We start from the raw sequence: 22,379 nt of genomic DNA, 5'->3' as shown, positions 1-22,379 counted from the left end.
TCCACTGGCCGGCCGCACCCTGCACGGCGGAACACCGTGGAGATCGACGGGGGTGAGGCGATGAACGCGTACGCGGACCTGGTCCGGGAGCTGAAGTCGCTCCGCAAGGGTCGTGGCGTGCTGGCGGGCCGGATCGGGGACCGGGTGGGGCCGACGCTGCGCGCGACCTGCGGGGTGAGCGAGGGCGACGCGCCGGGCGCGATCCGCCGGAAGGTGTCCGCCCGGCTCTCCGAGCTGGCCGGGCGGCTGCCGGCGGACCTGCGGCTGGCCACGCTCGCGGCGTTCGCCATCGACGCCGAGGCGCGGCTGCCGCTCTACCAGGACCGGGTGCACTGGGCGGCGGTGCGGATGGAGCGCGACCCGCGCACCGTCCGCCGCCGGGTCGACGAGGCCATCAACCACCTCGCCGAGCTGGCCGCCGACGTGCCCCGGTCCCGGCCGGGCGGTCCGCCCGGCGGCTGGCGCACCACCGAGCTGCACACCGTGCTGACCCTGGACCGGCCGCTGCCCGAGGTGATCGAGCGGCACCGGGTGGTGGCCGACCGGGACGGTCTGCGGGAGCTGGCCCTGACGCCGCCGCGGCCGCTGGACCGGCCCGGTCTCGACGTGCGGGTGCTGTACGGCGGCACGCTGGTCGCCCGTCCCGGCCCGACCCCGACCCCGACCCTGGCCCTGCCGTCGTCGGTGGACGGCGGCGACTCGCACGACTTCGCGATCCGCTTCCGCCCGCCGGCGGCGCACGTGCTGCGGTCCTACTTCGCGCACGTGCCGTGGCACCCGGTGGACCTGCTCGACCTGAGGGTCCGCTTCGGCGGCACGTCCACGCCGCCGCGCGTGTGGGTGCTGGACGGCGCGCACCGGCACGACGGGGCCGACCGGGCCGACCGCGGGCACCGGCACCCGGTGGACCGGGCGGGCGAGATCCACGTCAGGTTCCGCCACCTGATGCCGGGGCTGGCCTACGGGGTGCGCTGGGAGGCGGCGGGGGAGTAGGACGGCCCCGACGCGGAGGCGACCCGCCCGGCCGGCCACCACCTCGTGCGTCGCGGTGATCATCGCGGCGCACGAGGCCGGGAGCGGGCCCGAGGTCGCCGCGCGGTCAGTCGAGGACGGCTGAGGCCTCCACCTCCACGAGCACGTCCGGCTCGAACAGGTGGTCGACGCCGATGAGCGACGCGGGCGGGAAGGGCCGCGGGATGCCCAGCTCCTCGGCGACCAGGGCGACGCCGGCCAGGAAGTCGTCGATCTTCTCCGGGCTCCAGCGCGTGACGTAGAACCGGAGGCGCACGACGTCGGAGAAGTCCGCGCCGGCGCCGGCCAGGCCGAGCGCCGTGTTGCGCAGGGCTTGGGCGACCTGGCCCGCGAGGTCGCCGGTCGCGATCGGGTTCCCCTCGGCGTCACGGGCGATCTGGCCGGCGACGTGCACGTGACGCGTGCCCGTGCCGATCGAGACGTGGTGGTAGGGGACGGGCTGGAACATGCCCTCGGGGGTGAGCAGCCGCACGGTCACGGGAAGTCCTTCACGCTGGTAGTCGGTGGTATCCAACGTCTACCTGGTACACGGAGGGAACTTCAACGAGACTAGGTGTCATGGTGGAGACCGCCCAGCAGACCTCCGACGGGCCCCAGATCGCCGCGTCGCACCGCGAGCTGCTCGACCAGGTGCTCGACAAGTGGTCGTTGCAGGTGCTCGACCAGCTCTGCGGGCGTCCCTCGCGCTTCAACGAGCTGCGCCGGGCGATCCCGGTCGTGACGCAGAAGTCGCTCACGACGACGTTGCGGCGGCTGGAGCGCAACGGGATGGTCGAGCGCGTCGTGGTGAGCTCGCGGCCGGTCGCCGTGGAGTACCGCATCACGCCGCTCGGGAAGACGCTCCAGGACCTGATCGACGCCCTCCTGCGGTGGACCACCGTCACCATGGCCGACGTCGAACGGGCCCGCGCGCGGTTCGACGCCGAGGCGTAGACCGGCGGCCTCCCCTTTGTCCGTCCGGCGTGGACGGTGCCGGGCCGCGTTGGGCGAAAAGGCAGACGGCCGTAGGCCACTTGCCCACGTTCGACGATGGCGGAGGGAGGAGTGATTGACAAGGTCACAGGCTCGTCGCACAGTTTGGGAGCGCTCCCAGTTCATCACCGTCGATGAGGAAACCTCTTATGAGACCGCGTTCTGCCGTGCTCCCGGCACTCGTCGCGCTCGTGGCCGCCCAGGTCGTGCTGACCGCGGGCGCCTCGGCGCAGACCGACCCGACCGCCGCCACCGTCACGGTCAACACCAGGGCCGGGTTGGAGGTGGTGCACGAGGCGGCCACGGGCGTCAACCACGCCATCTGGGACACCCACCTGGGCAGTGACGCCGTCGCCGACCTGCTCCGGGACGCCGGCGTGAAGGCGATGCGCTACCCCGGCGGCTCGTACTCGGACATCTACCACTGGGCGGACCACACGGCCCCCGGCGGGTACGTGGCGCCGAACACCGACTTCGACACGTTCATGGGCGGCGTGCGGCGGGCCGGCGGGCAGGCGATCGTCACGGCCAACTACGGCACCGGCACCGCGGCGGAGGCGGCGGCCTGGGTCCGCTACGCCAACGTCGAGAAGAACTACGGCGTGAAGTACTGGGAGATCGGCAACGAGAACTACGGCAACGGCCACTACGGCTCGGGCTGGGAGGCGGACGAGCACCCGGACAAGAGCCCGACCTACTACGCCACCCTCGTCCGCGACTACGCCACGGCGATGAAGGCGGTCGACCCGACCATCAAGATCGGCGCGGTGCTGACCACGCCGGGCGAGTGGCCGGACGCCATCGCCGCCGCGGGCGACAGCGGGTCGTGGAACGAGGTCGTGCTGTCGATCGCCGGCCCCGTGGTCGACTTCGGCATCATCCACTGGTACCCCAGCGGTGACACCGCGGCGCAGGTGCTGGCCAAGACCGACCGGGTGGCCGACCAGGTCGCGATGGTGCGCGAGCAGTCGCGCCGCCTGGCGGGCAAGGACCTCGGCATCGCGCTGACCGAGGTGAACACCTCCTACGGCCGCAACACCCAGCCGGGCGCGCTGTTCGCCGCCGACGCCTACGCGACGATGATCGGCCAGGGCGTGTTCAACGTGGACTGGTGGAACGTCCACAACGGCATCGGGCAGGTCCGCGAGATCGCCGGCCACCCGGACTACGACGACTACGGCCTGCTCTCCAGCGGCAACTGCACCGCCGACGGCTCGGCGTGCCAGCCCGCGCTGAACACGCCGTTCGCGCCGTACCACGCCATCTCGATGGTGTCCCGCTTCGCCCGCCCCGGCGACCAGCTCGTCACGACCGCCTCCACCGACCCGCTGGTGCGCAGCCACGCGGCCCGGCGGCCGGACGGCGGCCTCGCGGTGATGCTGATCAACCAGGACCCGGACGCGGCGAAGACCGTCGACCTGAGGTTCGCGGGCTACTCGCCCGCCGCCGCCGCGACCGTGCTCACCTTCGCCAACGGCGACACCGGCATCTCGTCCGCGACCGGCTCGTCGTCCTCGGCGACCCTGCCGCCGTACTCGATCACCACCCTCGTGCTCCGGCCGAACGGCTCCGCGACCGGCCCGGCCGCGCCCGCCCGGCCGGCGGTGGACTCGGTCACCGACCGCACCGCCGTGCTGTCCTGGCCCGCGCCGCCCGCCGCCGTGAAGTACGAGGTGCACCGCGTCAACGGCGCGAACACCGAGCAGTGGGGCGAGACCACCGGCACGACGTTCACCGCGGCCAACCTCAAGCCCGCCACGGAGTACACGGTCAACCTGGTCGCGCGCGACAACGCGGGCAAGGTCTCGTGGTCCTCGCCGCCGCTGACCTTCACCACCGGCACGCCGGCCACGTCGACGTGCGCGGTGACCTACCGGGAGAGCACCAACTGGGGCAACGGTTTCGTGGCCGATCTTGAGGTGACCAACACCGGCACGACGCCGATCGCCGGGTGGACGCTGACCTACACCTGGCCGACTACCTGGCAGCAGGTCTCCAGCGGTTGGAACGCCACCTGGACGCAGACCGGCTACCAGGTGTCCGTGGCCAACACCGCGACGCTGGCGCCGGGCGCCTCGACCACGGCCGGGTTCGTGGGCAGCTACCAAGGCCCGAACGTGCGGCCCGTGGCGTACTCGTTGAACGGGAAGCTCTGCACCACCCGCTGACCGGCGTGTGTTGTTCCGCTGCCCCCTGTCGACCGCGGTCGACAGGGGGCAGCGGCGTTTCGCCGAACGTTGTTCGTTCACATTCATGACCGCCGCCGGTCGCTTTTGTTCACGAGTGTGACCAGTGCGTATCCCCCGGCGGAGAAGCGAATTCCAAGCGTTGACCGGATGTGTCGCAGCTCCTAACATCCGAAGGGAAATAGCTTTCCCTGCCCGACGGTCACATTTGTGAATCGGCGCGGAGTCCGCCGGTTCCGGTCGTGTGCGAAAAGCCCCGTCGGAAGTCGCGTGGAAGTGGAGTCGGCATGAGCACATCGGAGCAGCCCGCAGTGGCGCGGGCTGTACGACCGCGGGTCGTCCGCAGTGGCTTGGTCGCGGTGGCGGCCGTCGCCGCGTTGGCGGCGACGTTGGCGGCCTGGCCGCTCGCCTCGCCGGCGCAGGCGGCGGTCGGCGCGGGCACCTACACCGTGAAGAACGCCGCCAGCGGGCACTGCCTGGATGCCGCCGGGTCGACCAGCGGCACGCAGCTGCGGCAGCAGGCGTGCGGTGACGTCACGGCGCAGCGGTGGTCGCTGACCGCGGTCAGCGGCGGGTTCCGGATCACGTCGGCCGCGACCGGCCTGTGCGTCGGCGTGCAGGACGCGTCGACCAGCGCGGGCAAGGCGATCCAGCAGCAGACGTGCACGGGCGGCTCCAGCCAGGTCTGGTCGGTGACCGCGAGCGGCAGCAACTACCGCGTGGTCAACGCCAACGGCGGCAAGTGCGTGAACGTCAAGGACAGCTCCACCGCGGTCGGTGCCCTGGTGCAGCAGAACTCCTGCGACAGCGTCGTCTCCAAGCAGTGGACGTTCACCCCCGTCACCGGTGACACGACGACGACCACCACCACCACCAGCACCACTACGACGACCACTACGACGACCACTACGACGACCACCACCACGACGTCGCAGCCGCCGTCCTCCGCGCTGTACGTGGCGCCGAACGGCACCGACAGCGCCGCGGGCACGCAGGCCAGCCCGACCACGCTCACCTCGGCGATCAGCCGCATCACCGCCGGCGGCACGATCCTGATGCGCGGCGGCACCTACCGCTTCACGCAGACCGTCACCATCCCGCAGGGCAAGAACGGCGCCTCCGGCGACCGCACCGAGCTGTTCGCCTACCCCGGCGAGACCCCGGTGCTGGACTTCTCGGCCCAGGCCGAGGACCCGGCCAACCGAGGCCTGGCGGTGAACGGCGACTACTGGCACGTGCGGGGCATCATCGTCGAGCGCGCCGGTGACAACGGCATCTTCATCGGCGGCAGCAACAACATCTTCGAGCGCACGGTGACCCGCTTCAACCGCGACACCGGGTTGCAGCTGTCGCGGATGCTGTCCACCACGCCCAAGGACCAGTGGCCGGCCAACAACCTGATCCTCAGCGCGGAGTCGCACGACAACGCCGACTCCGACGGCGAGGACGCCGACGGGTTCGCCGCGAAGCTGACCTCCGGGCCGGGCAACGTGTTCCGCTACGCGGTGGCGCACAACAACATCGACGACGGCTGGGACCTCTACACCAAGACCGACACCGGCCCGATCGGCGCGGTCACCATCGAGGACTCGCTCGCCTACGAGAACGGCACGCTGAGCAACGGCGGCCAGGCCGGCAACGGCGACCGCAACGGCTACAAGCTCGGTGGCGAGGACATCGGCGTGAACCACGTCATCCGCCGCAACATCGCCTACGACAACGGCAAGCACGGCTTCACCTACAACCGCAACCTCGGCACGATGACCGTGTCCGACAACGTCAGCATCGACAACGCCGAGCGCAACTTCAGCTTCGACGGCGGCTCCTCGGTGTTCCGCAACAACACGTCGTGCCGCAGCGGCAGCGGCACCAACGACAAGACCGTCGGCAACGTCGACGGCTCCAACCAGTTCTGGACCGGCTCGAACGGCTCCCGCTGCGCTTCCTACAGCGGCGCCCTGCGCTGGTCCTACGCCTCGGACGGCCGCCTGGTCGTCACGTTCGGGTAGAACCCCTTGTCCCGGTGCGGCGGGCTGGGCGCCCGCCGCACCGGTGGCGTCGTCAGTTGCCGCGCCCCCGGTCGTCCAGGACGAGCGGGGCGCGGCCTTCGACGGTGTAGCGGACGTGCGTGACGCCGGGGGTGTGCAGGACCCGGGTGGGCGTCAGCTCGATGCCTTCCTTCTGCCCCAGGCCGAGGTCGGCGTCCAGCAGGCGCAGGCCCTCGCCGAGCACCACGGGCACGATGTGCAGCTCCAGCTCGTCCAGCAGGCCGGCGGCCAGCACCTGGCGGACCAGCGAGCCGCCGCCGGCGACCGCGACGTCCTTGCCGCCGGCCGCGGCCTTCGCCCGGGCCACCGCGCTCTCGACGCCGTCGGTGACGTAGGTGAAGCTGGTGCCGCCCTTGCGCTCCAGGGTCTGGCGCGGCCGGTGGGTCACCACGAACACCGGCGCGCGGAACGGCGGCTCCTCGCCCCACGGCGCCTCGCCGCCGTCGGCCATGCGCCGGCCCATCACGTACGCGCCGGCGGCCTCGAAGTTCTCCTGGATGACGTCGGAGTTGACGTCCCGCTCACCGCCCGCGATGCCCTGCCGCTCCCGCCACGCCATCGCGCTGATCGCCCAACGGGTGACGCGGAAGAACGCCGCCGCCTCCGCCGAGTGCAGCCAGTCGCCGCCGCCCTCGTGGCGCGGTCCGGCGTAGAAGCCGTCGAGGGACACCGACAGCTGCGCGGTCACCTTGGTCATGGCTGCGTTCCTTCCTCCCGGCGACGCCCGGCGGGGTCGCTCGGGAGGGGATCGGAGCCGACGACGCGTCTTCTACACCCGGCCGGGAGAAATGTCGGCCGCTGCGCAGCGGGCCGCCCGCAGCAGGAGGAACCGCTGCTCGGGGACGTTGCCGGCCAGCCGCGCGGCCTGCCGGAACGCCTCGCTCGCGGCGGTGGGGTCACCGGCGCGTTCGAGCAGGTGCGCCCGCACGGCGAGCAGCCGGTGGTGGCCGGCCAGGACCCCCCGCTCCAGCTCCGCGACGACGTCCAGGGCGGCCCGGGGACCGCGCACCTCGCCCAGCGCGACGGCCCGGTTCAGCGCGGTGACCGAGCTGGGCGCGAGGCGTTGCAGCACGTCGTAGAGGGCGAGGACCTGCGGCCAGTCGGTGTCCTCCGCCGTGGCCGCCTCGCTGTGCACGGCCGCGATGGCCGCCTGCACCTGGTACGGGCCGGCGGGGTGGGCGGCCAGGCTGCGGGTCACCAGGTCTGTGCCCTCGGCGATGGCCGCGCGGTCCCACCGCGACCGGTCCTGCTCGGCCAGCGGGACCAGCACGCCGTCCGGGTCGGCGCGGGTCGCGCCGCGGGCCTCGGTCAGCAGCATCAACGCCAGCAGCCCGGCCGTCTCGCCGGAGTCGGGCAGCCGCTCGTGCAGCTCCCGGGTCAGCCGCATCGCCTGCTCGGTCAGGTCGGGCCGGCGCAGCCGGGGACCGGCGCTGGCGCTGTAGCCCTCGTTGAACAGCAGGTAGAGCACGTGCCGCACGACCGCCAAGGCCCGTTCGCGGTCGGCGGGCGGCTCGAACCGCGCGCCCGCCTCCAGCAGCCGCTGCTTGGCGCGGGAGATCCGCTGGCCCATCGTCTTGTCCGGCACCAGGAACGCGGCGGCGATCTCGGCGGTGCTCAGCCCGGCCACGGCCCGCAGGGTCAGCGCCATCTGGGACGGCGCGGTCAGCGCGGGGTGGCAGCACAGGAACAGCAGCTCCAGCAGGTCGTCGCGGGCCGGTTCGGCGTCCGGCGGCGGCGCGAGCAGCGCGTCGCGCGGCACGGCGTCGAACAGCGCCTGCTCCCGGCGTTCCCGCGCGGCGTCGGAGCGCACCAGGTCCACGTAGCGGCGGGCGGCGACCGTGGTGAGCCAGCCGAAGGGGTGTTCGGGGACGCCGTCGCGCGACCACGCGTCGGCGGCGTCGATCAACGCCTCCTGCACGGCGTCCTCGCACCGCGCGAAGTCGCCGTGCCGGCGCACGAGGACGCCGAGCACCCGGGGCGTCAACGCGCGCAGGACGTGCTCGACGGTCAAAGGTCGTCGCCGCCCTGCCGCATCAGGGGCCACACCTCGAGACCGCCGCCCAGGCCGCGGCTGTAGCGCAGGGCCGGGTAGGACCGCGCGATCTCCAGGGCCCGCTGCTCGCTGTCGACGTCGACCACGAAGTAGGAGCCGACGTACTCCTTGGCCTCCAGGTACGGGCCGTCGGTGACGACGGGCGCGTCGTCGACCACGCGCACCGACCGCGGGCGCTCCACCAGGCCTTGGGAGTCGACCAGCTCGCCGGACGCCCGCAGGTCCGCGTTGAACGCGTCCACCTCGGCGACCAGCTCGCCGAACTCCTCCGCGTCCACGCTGTTCCACACCTGCTCGTTGCCGTAGATCAGCATCAGGTACTTCACCGCGTTGCCTCCCACCACCGTCGACTTCGGACGGTGGGGATTGTGCCGGCACCGCCCCACTTTCGAAACTTTTGCGAAAGACTGTCGCCCTCCAGCGTGATCTGGTGAGGATAGTCGGAAGTCCTTTGTGAATCGTTGCAGCTCAGAGCTTCGTTGTGTTTCGGAGGATTTCCGATAATGTCGGAGCCGTGAGCGCGTTGAAGATCCTCGAACGCACGTGCCTCGTGCGCCGGGCGCGGAGCGACCGGCCGCGCCCTCCCGTGCCGCTGGTGGAGCTGGTGTTCCCCGCCCTGAACAGCGCGTGGGCCATGGAGGTGATGCGGGGCGTTGTCGACTCCGGGTTGGACGTCGTGCTGTCCTCGGCGGCCGGTCGTGGCACGTCGTGGGCGACGGACCTGGTCGCGGCCCGCCGAGCCGGCGTGCTGATGGTGACCTGCCCGATCAGCGCGGCCGAGGAACGGGTGCTGGCGCACGCCGGGGTGCCGCTGGTGCACATCGACCCGGTCGACGCGGCCGCGCCGGACCTGCTGAGCGTCGCCGCCACCAACCGGGCGGGCGGCGTCACGGCGGTGAAGCACCTGCTGTCGCTCGGGCACCGGCGGATCGGTGTCGTCGGCGGCCCCCGTGACGTGCTGTGCAGCCGCGCCCGCGTGGACGGCTACCGCTTCGCCCTCGGCCGTGCCGGCATCGCGCCCGACACCGCCTTGGTGCGGCACGCCGACTTCACCCGCGAGGGCGGCCGGCGGGAGGCCGCCGAACTGCTCCGCCTGCCCGATCGCCCGACCGCGATCTTCGCGGCCAACGACGAGCAGGCCCTCGGCGTGGTCGAGGCCGCCCGCGCCGCGGGCCTGTCGGTGCCCGCCGACCTGAGCGTCGTCGGCTTCGACGACCTGCCGGCCGCCCGCCGCTGCGCCCCGGCCCTGACCACCGTCCGCCAACCGCTGGCCGCGATGGGCGGGCAGGCGGGCCGGATGCTGGCCGACCTGATCGCCGGCCGCGCGCCGGCGACCGACCGGGTCGAGCTGGCCACCGACCTGGTCGTCCGCGACTCGACGGCCCCGCCAACCCCCTGGTGACGGGGCGTCGTCACGTCAGCCCGTGGTCGTCACCGCGGTCGGCGCGGCCGTCGTGACCGCGGTCGTCGTCGGCGCGGTCGTCAGCGCGGGTGACTGGGTGACGGTCGACGGCGGCGGGGTGGTGGAGGTGGTCGTGCTGGGCACGGTCGGCATCACGACGGTGAAGGGGACGCCCGACTCCTCGCGGCAGCCCCGCTCGTCGTGCACCACCCTCGGGCGGGGGTAGCGGTTGTCGTCGCGGTCCTCGCCCTGGCAGCCGTACCACGGCGCGTTGAGCGGGCGGCCCTGCTCGTCGTAGAGGTGGACGTCGGTGAGCGGCTTGCCGTCCTTGTCGAACACGTAGATGTTGTCGTGGCTCTGCGGCGTCGGGTGGTACGAGACCGGCGCGCTGTTGACCGGGTAGCCGTCGAACCGGGTGGCCAGCGTGCCGACGACCAGCAGCAGGACGCCCAGGGCGAACCCGGTCGCGGGCAGGCTGATCCACAGCCACCGGCGGTCGGTCCGCGCCTTCGGGCCGGCCACCAGCGACAGCGCCGCCACCGCCAGGGCGACCACGAACGTGCCGTCCGGCCGGTACACCAGCACGCCGCCCGCGCCGATGAGCACCGCGCGGACGATCCACCACACCGGCTGGAAGACCCGCAGCGACACGAGAGCCTTGCGCAGCTCGGACTTCCCGGGCTTCTCGGCCCGCGCCAGCGCGTCCTTGGCGGCGGCCACCTCCGGCAGCTTCGCGATCTCCGCCACCAGGCCCTCCTGCCGGAACACCAGCAGGGTGGCCGCCGCCGCGCAGAGGGCGACGAGGACGGTCAGCTCCGCGACCTCGCCGCGCGAGACGGCGAAGGCGAACGCGGTGACCGCGGCGGCCAGGAGGACCCACAACGCGAACCTGGCCATGATCACCGGCCGGTTGCCGGCGCCCGGCGCGGGGGACGAGGTGGGGGAGGGGTACCCCGCCGCGACCCGCAGCTCCTCGGCGTACGCGCGCGGGGTGCCGAGCCGGTCGATCAGGGCGGCCGACGAGAACTCCTCGCCCATCTCCTCGGCGACCTCGACCACGTGCGCGCCCGCGTCGTCCATGATCTCGGCGACCTCGGCGGCGGGCAGGTCGGACAGCGCGTCGCGCATGGCGTCCAGGTAGTGCTTGACCTCGGTGTTCGTCTGCGTGCTCATGCACCCTCCCCCAACAGGTCGTCCAACGTCCGGGCGAACGACTTCCAGGTCTTGCCGGATTCGAGCAGCCGTTCCCGGCCCGGCTCGTTGAGGCTGTAGTACTTGCGGTGCGGGCCCTCTTCGCTGGGCACGACGTACGACGTGAGCAGTCCGGCGTTGTAGAGCCGGCGCAGGGTGCCGTAGACCGACGCGTCGCCGACGCCGTCCAGACCGCCCTGGCGGAGCCGGCGGAGCACGTCGTAGCCGTACCCGTCCTCCTTGCGCAGCACGGCAAGGACGGCGAGGTCCAGCACCCCCTTGAGCAGCTGGCTGGTGTCCATGCGCTTCTCCCCGGTGGTGTGCCATGAATGGTACTACGGTATGCGCAGTACCGTGCACGAGGGGGTAGTGCGGAGCTGCGGGAGACCGCCCGTGCCCCGCACGGGCGGGGACGCCGACTTCACCTGCGAGCGCGTCGAGGACCAGGGCGGCGGATCGCGGTGCCGGGTGGGCCCGCTCAGGACCTGAGCACCGCCGCGCCGCCCGCCGGGACGGTCAGCTCCGACTCGCAACGCCGTCCGGTGAGCAGTTCGGTGCCGGACGCGGCCAGCCGCACCTCGGCGTCGGTGTGGTTGAGCACGAACAGGTAGTCGGCGTCGGCGCCGCGGCGGCGCACCACCTCCACGTCGCGCGGCAGGTCGTCGCGCGCCTCGACGCCGGCGGTGGGGAAGACCTCGCGCAGCACCGCGTCCAGCGCCGCGCCGCGCAGCCGGGTCGAGACGTACCAGGCGACGCCGTCGCCGAGGCGGTGCCGCGTCACCGCCGGACCTCCCGCCGCCGGACCGTCCACATAGGAGTGCACGGTCTCCGCGCCGGTCGGCCGGATGTGCTCGGCCCACACGTCACCGCGCAGCCCGCCGTCCAGCGAGACCTCCTCGCCGGCGCGCAGCGGCAGGAACTCCTCGACCTCCAGGCCGAGCACGTCGCGCAACGCGCCGGGGTGGGCCCCGGGGTGCACGGTGTCGTTGGCGTCGACGATGCCGGAGAAGTACGAGACGACGAGCGTGCCGCCACCGGCCACGTAGTCGTGCAGCACCTCGGCCGCCGCCGTCGACGTGAGGTAGAGCGACGGCACCACCACGAGCCGGTAGCCGGTCAGGTCGGCCTCCGGCGCGACGAAGTCGACCGTCAGCCGGGCGTCCCACAGCTGCTCGTAGAACGCGCCGACCCGTTCCCGGTAGGACAGGTCCACCGACGGCCGCCAGTCCAGCTCCAGCGCCCACCACGACTCCCAGTCCCACAGCACGGCCACGTCGGCGCGCACCAGGCTGCCGCGCACCTCGTGCAACGCGCCCAGGTCGCGGCCCAGCCGCACGACCTCCTGCCACAGCCTGCTGCGCGTGCCGGCGTGGGGCAGCATCGCGGAGTGGAACTTCTCCGCGCCGAAGCGGGAAGCCCGCCACTGGAAGAACATCACCGCGTCCGCGCCGCGCGCCACGTGCGCCAGGCTGTTGCGGCGCATCTCGCCGGGCCGCTTGGCGATGTTGCGCGGCTGCCAGTTCACCGCGCCGGTGGAGTGCTCCATGAGCATCCACGGCTGCCCGCCCGCCACCGCGCGGGTCAGGTCCGCCGACATGGCCAGGTCGATGTGGTTGCGCCTCGCCTCGGCGGTCAGGTAGTGGTCGTTGGCCACCACGTCGACCTCGCGCGCCCACCGCCAGTAGTCGATCGACTTGCAGTTGGTGGTCATGAAGTTCGTGGTCACGGGCACGGTCGAGTGCTCGCGCAGGATGTCGCGCTCGGCGGTGTAGCAGGCCAGCAGCTCGTCGGAGCAGAACCGGGCGAAGTCCAGCTCGTGCGCCGGGTTGCCGGTGGTGCCGGACACCCGCGGCGGCTCGACCTCGGCCCACTCGCCGTAGCGCTGGCCCCAGAAGCTGGTGCCCCAGGCGGCGTTGAGCGCGTCGAGGTCGCCGTGCCGGGCGCGCAGCCAGCGCCGGAACGCGGTGGCCGACTCGGGGCAGTAGCACGCGCCGACCGGCGCGCCGTACTCGTTGTGCACGTGCCACAGCGCCACGGCCGGGTGGTCGCCGTAGCGCGCGCCGAGCTGCCGGGTGATGGCCGCGGCGGCCTGGCGGTAGGCGGGCGCGCTCGGGCAGAACGTCGCCCGCGACCCGCGCTCCAGCTCGACCCCGTCCCGGGTGACCGGCCGGATCGCCGGGTGCGCGCGGTAGAGCCAGGCGGGCGGCACGACGGTCGGCGTGGCCAGGTTGACCGCGATGCCCGCGCCGTGCAGCAGGTCGAGCAGCCGGTCCAGCCAGCCGAAGTCGAACTCGCCGGGCCGCGGCTCCAGCGCCGCCCACGCGTGGATCGCGACGCTGACCAGGTTGACGCCGGCCTGCCGCATCAGCGCGACGTCCTCGGCCCACACCTCCTCCGGCCACTGCTCGGGGTTGTAGTCCCCGCCGTAGACGAGCCCGTCCACGCCCACCGGCAGCCGCGGCGCGGGCTGGTCCGGCAGGGGTCGGCCGTCGGCCTGACGAGGCACCACGAACGTCATGAACACTCCAACGGCTGTGAACGTGCACGGTCTGATTGCAGATTACGGTGCAGATAAGACAGGGTGTCAAGTAGTTGACACGGCTGACCTCCGGACAACTACTGTGCACGTTCACAGCGCGGTTCTCGCTGGCAGTGGCGTCAGCGACGCGGAACCCCCGGAGACCTCATGCGACTCGACATCGCGAAGAAGGCCCTGGCACTCGGACTCGGCCTCACCCTGCTCGCGGGCTGCGGCGGCGGCGCCGAGGAGGCCGCCGACGGCCCGGTCGAACTCTCCTTCTGGGCGTGGGCGCCCGACATCGACAAGGTGGTCGACAAGTGGAACGCCGCCCACCCCGAGACCAAGGTCGTGTTCAGCAAGCAGGCCCAGGGCGACGACCTGGTGACGAAGCTCCTGACCAGCGCGAAGGGCGGCAACCCGCCGGACCTCGCGCAGGTGGAGTTCCAGGCGCTGCCGACCCTGGTCAGCAACGACGTGCTGGCCGACATCTCCGAAGGCGCGGCGTCGGCCGAGGACGAGTTCGCGCCGGGCATCTGGGACCAGGTCACGCTGGGCGGCAGCGGCGTCTACGCCGTGCCGCAGGACTCCGGCCCGATGATGTTCTACTACCGCGCCGACCTGTTCGAGCAGTACGGCCTGAAGGTGCCGACCACCTGGGACGAGTACGCGCGGACCGCCCGTGACCTGCGGGCCGCGGCACCGGACAAGTTCCTCGGCACGTTCTCGGCCAACGACCCGGGCTGGTTCGCGGGCCTCGCGCAGCAGGCGGGCGCCTCGTGGTGGGCGGTCGACGGCGACGCGTGGAAGGTGTCCGTGGACGACGCCGCGACCAGGAAGGTCGCCCAGTACTGGCAGGGCCTCGTCGCCGAGGGCGCGATCGACAAGTCCCCGATGTACACCCCGGAGTGGAACAAGGCGCTCAACGACGGCACGCAGGTCGGCTGGCTGAGCGCGGTGTGGGCGCCGGGCGTGCTCAAGGGCAACGCGGAGAGCACCCAGGGCAAGTGGGCGATGGCCCCGATGCCGCAGTGGGACGCCGCCGAACCGCGCACGGGCAACTGGGGCGGCTCCACCACGGCGGTGACGGCGGGCTCGAAGAAGCAGAAGGCGGCGACGGAGTTCGCGCTCTGGCTCAACACCGACCCGGCCGCCGTCGAGGCGCTGGTGACGGTGTGCGGCATCTACCCGGCGGCGACGTCGGCGCAGGAGGCGCTGGCCAAGCCGCCCGCGTTCTTCCCGAACCAGCCGGACTTCTACGCGCGGGCCGCGAAGATCGCCGCCACGTCGTCCGGCTTCACGTGGGGGCCGAACGTCAACGTCACCTACACCGCGTACAAGAACGCGATGGGCGAGGCCGTCAGCGGCGGCGCGGACCTGGTGCCCGCGCTGGCGAAGATGCAGACCGCGACCGTGGACGACATGAAGGCCAACGGCTTCACGGTCGGCGGCTGAGCCCGTGGCGTCCACGCGTGCGCCCGGGCGGGGTGGTGCGGCGCCGAAGCTGGCGCCGTACGCCTTCGTGGCCCCGGCGGTGGTGCTGTTCCTGCTGGTGTTCGCGCTGCCGATCGCCTACACGGTGTACCTGAGCCTGTTCCGCACCGAGGTCAAGGGGCTGGGGCTGGGCAGGGGCAGCCGGTCCGAGGTGTTCGTCGGCCTGGACAACTACGCGCGCGCGCTCACCGACCCCGAGCTCGGCGCGGGTGCGTTGCGGGTGTTCGGCTACGGCGCGATCCTGGTGCCCGCGATGCTGGGCCTGGCCCTGGTGTTCGCGCTGCTGCTCGACGAGGACCGGGTGCGGGCGCGCGGGTTCAGCCGGATCGCGATCTTCCTGCCGTACGCGATCCCGGGCGTCATCGCGTCGCTGCTGTGGGGCTTCCTGTACCTGCCGGGCACCAGCCCGGTCAACCAGCTGCTGCGCGAGCTGTCGCTGCCCGGGGTGGACCTGCTCTCGCCGACCGGGATCTACTTCGCGCTGGCCAACATCGCGGTGTGGGGCGGCGTCGGCTACAACATGGTCGTCCTCTACACGGCGCTGCGCGCGATCCCGCGCGACCTGTACGAGGCGGCCCGGATCGACGGCTGCACGCCGTGGCAGGTCGCGGTGCGGATCAAGATCCCGCTGCTGGCGCCCGCGCTGGTGCTGACGTCGTTGTTCTCGGTCATCGCGACGCTCCAGGTGTTCGCCGAGCCGACCACCCTGGCGCCGCTGACCAACTCGCTCTCGCTCACCTGGACGCCGTTGATGAAGGTCTACCAGGACGCGTTCGGCCGCGGTGACCTCTACTCGGCCGCCGCGACGTCGGTGCTGATCGCCCTGGTGATGTTCGTGATCTCGTTCGGGCTGCTGCGGGTGACGCGGTCGCGGGCGTTCGGGGGTGAGCGGTGAGGGCGCGCCTCGGCGGGCTGCCGACGTTCGTGCTGCTGCTGGGCGCGGCGTACTGCCTGTTCCCGGTGGCGTGGGTGGTGGTCGCCGCGACGAAGAGCACGGGCGAGCTGTTCGCCACGACCACGCTGTCGGTCGGGTCGTCGCTGGCCGCGAACCTCGGCGAGCTGCACGGCTACCGCGACGGCGTGTTCTGGCAGTGGATGGCGAACTCGGCGCTGTACGCGGGCGTGGGCGCGCTGCTGTCGGCGGCGCTGTCCGGCGTCACGGGGTACGCGCTGGCCAAGTACTCGTTCCGGGGCCGGGGGTTGATCTTCAACGCGTTGATCGCGGGCGTGCTGGTGCCGGCCGTGGTGCTGGCCATCCCGCAGTACCTGCTGATGTCGAAGATCGGCCTGACCGACACCTACCTGTCGGTGCTGCTGCCGAGCGTGGTCAGCCCGTACGGCATCTACCTGGCCCGCGTCTACGCCGCCGCGGCCGTGCCCGAGGACGTGGTCGAGGCGGCCCGCACGGACGGGGCGGGCGAAGCGCGGATCCTGGGCTCCATCGCGTTGCCGATGATGGTCCCGGGCCTGGTCACGGTGTTCCTGTTCCAGTTCGTGTCGATCTGGAACAACTTCATGCTGCCCTACATCATGCTCGGCGACGACGGGAAGTTCCCGGTCACGCTGGGCCTCTACACGATGCTCAAGCAGGGCAACACCACACCCGCGCTCTACACCCTGGTCGTCACCGGGTCGTTGGTGTCGGTGCTGCCCTTGATCGCGCTGTTCCTCACGTTGCAGCGATACTGGCGCATCGACTTGCTCTCCGGAGCGGTGAAAGCATGAGGGAGTCATGAGCGTCGAGCGCAGCAAGGCGGCGCGGAACCGGCCGACCATCCACGACGTGGCCGCCGCCGCGGGGGTGTCGCGCGGCACGGTGTCGCGCGCGCTCAACGGCGGCCGCAACGTCAGCCCGGCCGCGTTGGAGGCCGTGCTGAAGGCCGTGCGGACCACCGGGTACGTCGCCAACCCGGCCGCCCGCAGCCTCGTCACGCAGCGTGCGCACTCGGTGGCCTTCGTGCTCACCGAACCGCAGCAGCGGCTCTTCGAGGACCCCAACTTCAGCATCCTGCTCCAGGGCTGCACGCAGGAGCTGGCCGAACTCGACGTGCCGGTGCTGCTCATGACCGCCAGCACGGAGGTCGAGCGCAAGCGGACGAGCCGGTTCATCGCCGCCGGTCACGTGGACGGCGTGCTGCTGGTGTCCTCGCACACCGGCAACCCGCTGCTGGAGGAGCTGCGCGACTCGGGCATCCCGGTCGTGGCGTGCGGCAAGCCGATCGGCCACGAGGGCCAGGTCGCCTACGCCGCCGCCGACGACCGCTCGGGCGCGCGGCAGATGGTCGAGCACCTCCGGTCGCGCGGGCGTCGGCGCATCGCCACCATCACCGGCCCGCCGGACACCCCCGGCGGTGTCGAACGCCTCGCCGGCTACCGGGACGTGCTCGGCCCCGACGCCTCCCCGGACCTCATCGCGCACGGCGACTACAGCCGTGCGGGCGGCGAGGCGGCGATGGCTTCGCTGCTGGCACGGGCCCCTGACCTGGACGCGGTCTTCGTCGCCTCCGACCTGATGGCGGCCGGTGCGCTCAACGTGCTGCACGACTCCGGCCGGCGCGTGCCGGAGGACGTCGCCGTGGGCGGTTTCGACGACTCCAGCATCGCCACCTCCACCCGGCCCGCGCTGACCACGGTGCGGCAGCCGTTCCAGCGCATCACCCGCGAGATGGTCCGCCTGCTGCTGGAGCAGATCCAGGGCGAACCACCGGCCGCCTCCATCCTGCCGACCGAGCTGGTCGTGCGCGCCTCGACCTGAGGCCGCCGCCGCAGCTCCTAGCGGAGCGACTCCAGCGCGCCGCGGCGGGCGGTGACGTCCGCCGGGTCGTCACCGAAGACCAGCAGCTGGAGGGTGCTGAGCACCACCGGGTTGTCGGTGCGGGTGGTGTCGTGGCCGGAGGTGATGAGCACGCCGCCCGCGTTCAGCGACGGTCGGACGTGGGCGAGCAGTTCGGCCAGCGGCGCGGCCGCGGTGAGCTTGACCGACTCGGCGTACCCGTCGAGGGCGTCGGGCCGCACGGACTGGAGGGCGAGCAGCGGGATCGAGCCGCTGGTGATCCGGAAGTTCAGGTCGAGCATGACGAGCTGCCCGTCGAGCGTCTCGGCGCAGTCCAGGCTGCACAGGCCGCGGTAGCCGAGGTCCGCGGCGCGTTGGGTGATCGCCACGCACTCCGCGAGCAGGTCGGCCGGCGGCGGGCTGACCAGCCCGAACAGTCCGCCGACGTAGACGCCGGTGTCGTCGACGCGCTGTTCGGTGACGGCGAGCAGGCGGGCGACGGCGTCCGGGCCGACGTAGAGCTGCACGCCCCAGTTGCGCGCCAGGTACAGGTACTCCTCGACCACGAACTCGCCCAGCAGGTCGGTGAACGCCGGGAACTCGACCGGTTCGCCCGCCTCGTGCAGGTAGACGTCGAGGCTGCCGCCGTGCGCGTCGTCCGTGGCGGCCTTGAGGACCCAGGACTCCGCCGCCGGCGCGGCCCCGGCCAGCTCCGCGCGGGTGACGACGCTGCGGCGGGCGTGGAAGCGCGGTGCGACGATCGTGCCGATGGTGGCCTTGTTGTTCAGGTGGCCGACGAGGTGGGCGGTCTTGACCACGCGGTCGTCGGGGCACAGCGCGGTGGGGTGCGGGTACTCCATCGAGATCAGCAGGCCGTCGGCCATCGCCTCGGTGACGCGGGCGGCGAACCCGGCTTCGTCGCGGAAGTCGCGCAGGTCGTCGCCGACGGGCAGGCCGCCGTCGCGCAGCTGCGCCAGCAGCTCCGGGTCCGTGCCACCCGCGCTGCACAGCACCGGCGTGTCACCCGCGACCGCGATCGGGCGGGCGGAGAGCGCGTCGACGGTGTTGCGGTGCCGGTTCGCGGCGGTGACAGCCGGTCGTGCGCAGACCGCGACACCCGGGCCGTACACGTCGGTGAGCGCGCGAGGGGCGCTGACGGCCGGCGGCAGCGGTGTGGAGATGCTGATGACGTGCTCCCGTTGGGGTGAGTCGGGACGGCCACGCACGCCACACGGGTGGTGTGGACGTCATGCCGTAAGGCGGAGCGAGAGCGGTGAAGACGTGCCGTGCGCGCGAGGCGCGTCCACTGCCGGTCCCGTCGGTGCTCGGGCGCCGGATGCGTGAACCGTGGGCGGGCAACCCGGACACGGGCTGCGTCCACCCAGCTTCTCACACCGACCCCCACCTCACCCAAACGCGCGAGAGCCCAACCCCACGCCGCGAGAGTCCAACGTCCAGGGCACGTGAGTTCAACGCTCAGCCGACGTGCCGCCGGTCGTGAGCGTTGAACTCGGGGTGCGTGAACGCAGGACTCTCGCGCCGTGAACGTTGGACTCTCGGTTAGTGGGGGGTGAAGGTCAGGCAGAGGCGGAGGGGGTGCTCGCCCCACGTGTTCATCGCGTACATGGCCAGCAGGCCGCCCGCCTCGATCGACTCACCCGTCGCCGGCGCGTTGAGCGAGGACTGGCCGAGCCACATCGGGGTCTCCGCGGGCGGCGTGGGCGCGGTCTGGGCGATCGCGACCGACCGGCCCTCGTGCTCCTGGACGGCCAGCAGCACGTACGGCTCGGCCAGCTCCGCCGTGTTCCGGCCCGGCTCCACGGTGACGTACTCGCCCCGCTCCGCCGCCGCCGCGCTCACCCGGCCGATCCACCGGAACGCCTCCAGCAGCGTGTCCGTGGTCAACGCCTCGTGCGCCTCCAGCGCGGTCACCCTGGTCAGCCCGGCCGCGGCGCCGGCGATCCCGCCGTCCTCGGCGCGGTACCGGTCGAGCAGCGTGATCGTGGCCGACGCCTCGTCCAGCGCGACCAGGTCGCGGAACCGCCGGTCGGTCAACGGCGTGCGCGCGAGCACGCCGAGGGCCAGCTTCTCCAGCACCGCGTCCGGCGAGGTCATCCGCCAGAACGTGCACTCGTCGCCGATCCACAGCGGCAGGTAGCCGCCGATCGGCAGCCCCGGCACGACCGTCGTCACCGTCGACCCGACCTCGGGTCCCGCGGCCACCGCGCCGGGCTGGAACGGCGCGAGCGCGGCGAACCGGGGATCGACCCGCGCGGTGCGGATGACGTGGTGCGCCCACGCCCGCACGCGCGTCAACGGGTGGTCGGCGAACTGCGGGTCGTAGCGGGGGTCGTCGCCCTTGTGGAACGGCAGCCGCCCTTCCACCTCGGGCGCGTACGGGTGCGGCATCACCCACCCGTCGAACCCGAGCTGCGCCACGAGCACCGCCTCGCGCGCCCCGGTCGTCCCCGCTCCGCCGCCTGGATCTTGAGCACGGCGCTGCTCTCGGCCTTGGGCACAGTGAACGAGCCGATGAACACCTGGCCGGAGGGCTGGTCCGGCAGCGGCACCTTCACCACCTGGAGCAACGCGGGCACGTCACCCAGTCGCACGTGGTGTGCCTCGATCAGGCAGCCGACGTCACCGGTGGTCACGGCCAGGTCGTGCCGCAGCTTCGGCATCTCGTCCAACGACGCGGGCAGGTCCGGCACCAGGTCGAAGTACGTGAGGCTGACCTGGTCGCCGTTCGCGGGGTTCACCCAAGTGGTCTGGTCGTGCTGCTGGAAACCGGTCGTGTCGAATGCGATAGGCACCCGTTGACCCTATTGGGTGACACCGATGCTCACTGGTTGAGATACGCCAGCACGGCCCGGACGCGCCGGTGGGTGTTGTCCGCGGGCGGCAGGTCCAGCTTGGTCAGGATGTTGCTGATGTGCTTCTCCACCGACGGCGGCGCGAGCACGAGCTCGGCGCAGATGGCCGAGTTGGACAGTCCCTGCGCGACGAGCGCCAGCACTTCCCGCTCCCGCGCGGTCAGGGCGGCGACGCGCTGGTCGCGGGTGTTGCGGGCGAACAGCTGGCGGATCACCTCCGGGTCCATCGCGGTGCCGCCGGCCGCCACCCGCTCCAGCGCGTCGAGGAACTCGTCCAACGCCGTCACGCGGTCCTTGAGCAGGTAGCCGATCGCGCCGTTGCCGTCGGCGAGCAGCTCGGTCGCGTACGTGCGCTCGACGTACTGCGACAGGATCAGGATCGGCGCCTTCGGGTCCCGCTCGCGCACCGACAGCGCGGCGCGCAGCCCTTCGTCCCGGAAACCGGGCGGCAACCGCACGTCCACGATGGACAGGTCCGGCCGGTGCTCCAGCACGGCCCGCTCCAGGTCCGGCGCGTTGTCCACGGCCGCGACCACGGTGTGCCCGGTGTCGGTCAGCATCCGCACCAGGCCGTCGCGCAGCAGCAGCAGGTCTTCGGCGATCACGATGCGCATGGGAACTCCGCGAGGACGGTGGTGGGCCCACCGGGTGGACTGGTGACCTCCATCGTGCCGTCCAGCGCCTCCACCCGGCGCCGCAGCCCGTCCAACCCGGAGCCGGAGGGGTCCGCGCCGCCTCTCCCGTCGTCCCGCACCGCCAGCGTCAGCACCCCGTCCGTCCTGCGCAGCGTGATCACGCACTCGTCCGCGCCCGCGTGCTTCACCGCGTTCGCCAACGCCTCCGCGACCACGAAGTACGCCGCCGACTCGACCGCCGCCGGCAGGTCGCCCAGCTCCGGCGCGTCCACCACGACCGACGACGGCGCGTCACCCGCCAGCGCGGTCAACGCCGCCACCAGCCCCCGGTCGGTCAGGATCGGCGGGTAGATCCCGCGCACCAACCGCCGCAGCTCGGCGAGCGCCTCGTCCAGCTGCCGCCGGGCGCTCACCACGTCCGCCCGCACCGGGTCCTCCGCGGACCCCGACGCGCGCAGCTTCCGGTCCGCCAACGCCAGCGTCATGCCCGCGGCCACGATCCGCGCCTGCGCGCCGTCGTGCAGGTCCCGTTCGATCCGCTGCAGCTCGGCGGCCTGCGCGTCCACCACCCGCAGCCGGGTCGCCCGCAGTGCGCTGACCTGCTGCCGCAGCCGCGCCCGCGGCCCGGCCTCCAGCAGCCGCGCCGCCACGGACGCCTGCACCCGCGACAGCGCCGCGACCAGCCACCACACCGGCCACGCCGCCGCCAGCCCCGCCGCGGCCAGCGTGAACCGCCCGCCGACGGTGTTGAACAGCCAGTCCGCCACCGGGTACAGGCGGGGGTTCGGCACGGCCCACAGCCACAGCGGCGCGAGCACCGTGCCCAGCCAGACCAGGCCGGCGACCACCCCGGCGACCCCGGTCACCAGGCCCACCGGGAACCCCGCGAGCAGCCACGCCAGGTCACGCCACGTCCCGGGCTCGCGGATCACCGCACGGCCGCGCGTCCACGGGTTCCGGCCGGTCAACGGCCCGTACGGGTCGCCGATCGGCCTCCGCAACACCCACCCGGCCCGCCACCGCTCCACCCGCGCGATCCGCCGGCTCACCCACGTCACCACCAGGAACACCGGCGGCCCCAGGTAGGTGAACGACAGCAGCCCGGTGGCCAGGGTGGTCACCACCGCCCAGACGAACGAGGCAGGCCCGATGACCAGCCCGGCCAGCAGGTGCGCCAGTCCTCTGGCCGCTCGCGGGAACAC

At 72.6% G+C, this 22,379-nt stretch carries 21 protein-coding genes; 9 read left to right on the top strand and 12 right to left on the bottom strand.

Going from position 1 to position 22,379, the window contains the following annotated elements:
- Positions 1-60: 60 nt before the first annotated feature.
- A complete protein-coding gene (locus EDD40_RS17515) occupies positions 61-993 on the top strand; it encodes a hypothetical protein (RefSeq protein ID WP_148088831.1) in 933 nt (310 codons plus the stop codon).
- 106 nt (positions 994-1,099) lie between these two features.
- Here the strand turns inward: EDD40_RS17515 and EDD40_RS17510 are convergent, their stop codons facing one another.
- A complete protein-coding gene (locus tag EDD40_RS17510; protein WP_123743873.1) occupies positions 1,100-1,510 on the bottom strand; it encodes a RidA family protein in 411 nt (136 codons plus the stop codon).
- Positions 1,511-1,590: 80 nt separating this feature from the next.
- Between EDD40_RS17510 and EDD40_RS17505 the strand changes: the two genes are divergently transcribed.
- The 3 genes from EDD40_RS17505 (at position 1,591) to EDD40_RS17495 (ending at position 6,199) form a co-directional block, all read left to right on the top strand.
- Positions 1,591-1,965 carry a winged helix-turn-helix transcriptional regulator gene (locus EDD40_RS17505; RefSeq protein ID WP_123743872.1) on the top strand — a complete coding sequence of 125 codons (375 nt, stop codon included), beginning with the start codon at positions 1,591-1,593 and terminating at the stop codon, positions 1,963-1,965.
- 188 nt (positions 1,966-2,153) lie between these two features.
- Positions 2,154-4,172, top strand: coding sequence for a cellulose binding domain-containing protein (locus tag EDD40_RS17500; RefSeq protein ID WP_123743871.1), 2,019 nt, complete (start codon positions 2,154-2,156; stop codon positions 4,170-4,172).
- Positions 4,173-4,477: 305 nt separating this feature from the next.
- Entirely contained in the window at positions 4,478-6,199 is a 1,722-nt protein-coding gene (locus EDD40_RS17495; RefSeq protein WP_123743870.1) for an RICIN domain-containing protein, read from the top strand.
- Positions 6,200-6,251: 52 nt separating this feature from the next.
- Here the strand turns inward: EDD40_RS17495 and EDD40_RS17490 are convergent, their stop codons facing one another.
- From EDD40_RS17490 to EDD40_RS17480, 3 genes are all read right to left on the bottom strand, one after another.
- Positions 6,252-6,935 carry a dihydrofolate reductase family protein gene (locus EDD40_RS17490; RefSeq protein WP_123743869.1) on the bottom strand — a complete coding sequence of 228 codons (684 nt, stop codon included), beginning with the start codon at positions 6,933-6,935 and terminating at the stop codon, positions 6,252-6,254.
- Between the two features lie 72 nt (positions 6,936-7,007).
- A complete protein-coding gene (locus EDD40_RS17485; protein WP_123743868.1) occupies positions 7,008-8,249 on the bottom strand; it encodes an RNA polymerase sigma factor in 1,242 nt (413 codons plus the stop codon).
- On the bottom strand, positions 8,246-8,617 hold the full coding sequence (locus EDD40_RS17480; RefSeq protein WP_123748091.1) for a YciI family protein: 372 nt from the start codon (positions 8,615-8,617) through the stop codon (positions 8,246-8,248). Before EDD40_RS17480 ends, EDD40_RS17485 begins: the two co-directional genes overlap by 4 nt.
- 188 nt (positions 8,618-8,805) lie before the next feature.
- On the opposite strand from EDD40_RS17480, the gene EDD40_RS17475 reads away from it, so the two are divergent.
- On the top strand, positions 8,806-9,693 hold the full coding sequence (locus EDD40_RS17475) for a substrate-binding domain-containing protein (protein WP_246037712.1): 888 nt from the start codon (positions 8,806-8,808) through the stop codon (positions 9,691-9,693).
- Between the two features lie 15 nt (positions 9,694-9,708).
- On the opposite strand, the gene EDD40_RS17470 is transcribed toward EDD40_RS17475, so the two are convergent.
- The 3 genes from EDD40_RS17470 to EDD40_RS17455 form a co-directional block, all read right to left on the bottom strand.
- Complete coding sequence (locus EDD40_RS17470; RefSeq protein WP_123743867.1) at positions 9,709-10,866, bottom strand: HAAS signaling domain-containing protein; 1,158 nt, start codon at positions 10,864-10,866, stop codon at positions 9,709-9,711.
- Positions 10,863-11,186 carry a PadR family transcriptional regulator gene (locus tag EDD40_RS17465; protein WP_123743866.1) on the bottom strand — a complete coding sequence of 108 codons (324 nt, stop codon included), beginning with the start codon at positions 11,184-11,186 and terminating at the stop codon, positions 10,863-10,865. The genes EDD40_RS17470 and EDD40_RS17465 overlap by 4 nt, the downstream gene beginning before the upstream one ends.
- A 176-nt stretch (positions 11,187-11,362) precedes the next feature.
- Positions 11,363-13,402: a beta-galactosidase gene (locus tag EDD40_RS17455; protein WP_123748089.1), complete on the bottom strand. Its 2,040-nt coding sequence runs from the start codon at positions 13,400-13,402 to the stop codon at positions 11,363-11,365.
- Positions 13,403-13,570: 168 nt separating this feature from the next.
- Here EDD40_RS17455 and EDD40_RS17450 point away from each other — a divergent pair, with 168 nt between their 5' ends.
- Genes EDD40_RS17450 through EDD40_RS17435 form a run of 4 tightly spaced genes read left to right on the top strand, consistent with a single transcriptional unit; the run spans position 13,571 to position 17,651 of the window.
- A complete protein-coding gene (locus tag EDD40_RS17450) occupies positions 13,571-14,857 on the top strand; it encodes an ABC transporter substrate-binding protein (protein WP_123743864.1) in 1,287 nt (428 codons plus the stop codon).
- Positions 14,858-14,861: 4 nt separating this feature from the next.
- Positions 14,862-15,791 (top strand): carbohydrate ABC transporter permease, encoded by a 930-nt coding sequence (locus EDD40_RS17445; RefSeq protein WP_123743863.1) that lies wholly within the window; start codon positions 14,862-14,864, stop codon positions 15,789-15,791.
- A complete protein-coding gene (locus EDD40_RS17440; RefSeq protein WP_123743862.1) occupies positions 15,788-16,621 on the top strand; it encodes a carbohydrate ABC transporter permease in 834 nt (277 codons plus the stop codon). The genes EDD40_RS17445 and EDD40_RS17440 overlap by 4 nt, the downstream gene beginning before the upstream one ends.
- Positions 16,622-16,628: 7 nt before the next feature.
- Positions 16,629-17,651 (top strand): LacI family DNA-binding transcriptional regulator, encoded by a 1,023-nt coding sequence (locus EDD40_RS17435; protein ID WP_123743861.1) that lies wholly within the window; start codon positions 16,629-16,631, stop codon positions 17,649-17,651.
- 17 nt (positions 17,652-17,668) lie between these two features.
- Here EDD40_RS17435 and EDD40_RS17430 read toward each other — a convergent pair whose 3' ends face one another.
- The 5 genes from EDD40_RS17430 to EDD40_RS17415 form a co-directional block, all read right to left on the bottom strand.
- Positions 17,669-18,895 (bottom strand): hypothetical protein, encoded by a 1,227-nt coding sequence (locus EDD40_RS17430; protein WP_123743860.1) that lies wholly within the window; start codon positions 18,893-18,895, stop codon positions 17,669-17,671.
- Between the two features lie 334 nt (positions 18,896-19,229).
- A complete protein-coding gene (locus tag EDD40_RS42650; RefSeq protein ID WP_211348194.1) occupies positions 19,230-20,108 on the bottom strand; it encodes a hypothetical protein in 879 nt (292 codons plus the stop codon).
- Positions 20,078-20,482 (bottom strand): hypothetical protein, encoded by a 405-nt coding sequence (locus EDD40_RS17425; RefSeq protein ID WP_211348193.1) that lies wholly within the window; start codon positions 20,480-20,482, stop codon positions 20,078-20,080. The genes EDD40_RS42650 and EDD40_RS17425 overlap by 31 nt, the downstream gene beginning before the upstream one ends.
- 29 nt (positions 20,483-20,511) lie before the next feature.
- Positions 20,512-21,156: a response regulator transcription factor gene (locus EDD40_RS17420; RefSeq protein ID WP_123743859.1), complete on the bottom strand. Its 645-nt coding sequence runs from the start codon at positions 21,154-21,156 to the stop codon at positions 20,512-20,514.
- The gene (locus EDD40_RS17415) at positions 21,144-22,379 is read right to left on the bottom strand and encodes a sensor histidine kinase (RefSeq protein ID WP_246037711.1); all 1,236 of its coding nucleotides are present in this window, start codon (positions 22,377-22,379) and stop codon (positions 21,144-21,146) included. The genes EDD40_RS17420 and EDD40_RS17415 overlap by 13 nt, the downstream gene beginning before the upstream one ends.

This window comes from Saccharothrix texasensis, assembly GCF_003752005.1.
Classification (GTDB): domain Bacteria; phylum Actinomycetota; class Actinomycetes; order Mycobacteriales; family Pseudonocardiaceae; genus Actinosynnema; species Actinosynnema texasense.
Note: the sequence above shows the minus strand (reverse complement) of the source record. Positions and strands in the feature narration are given on the sequence as shown.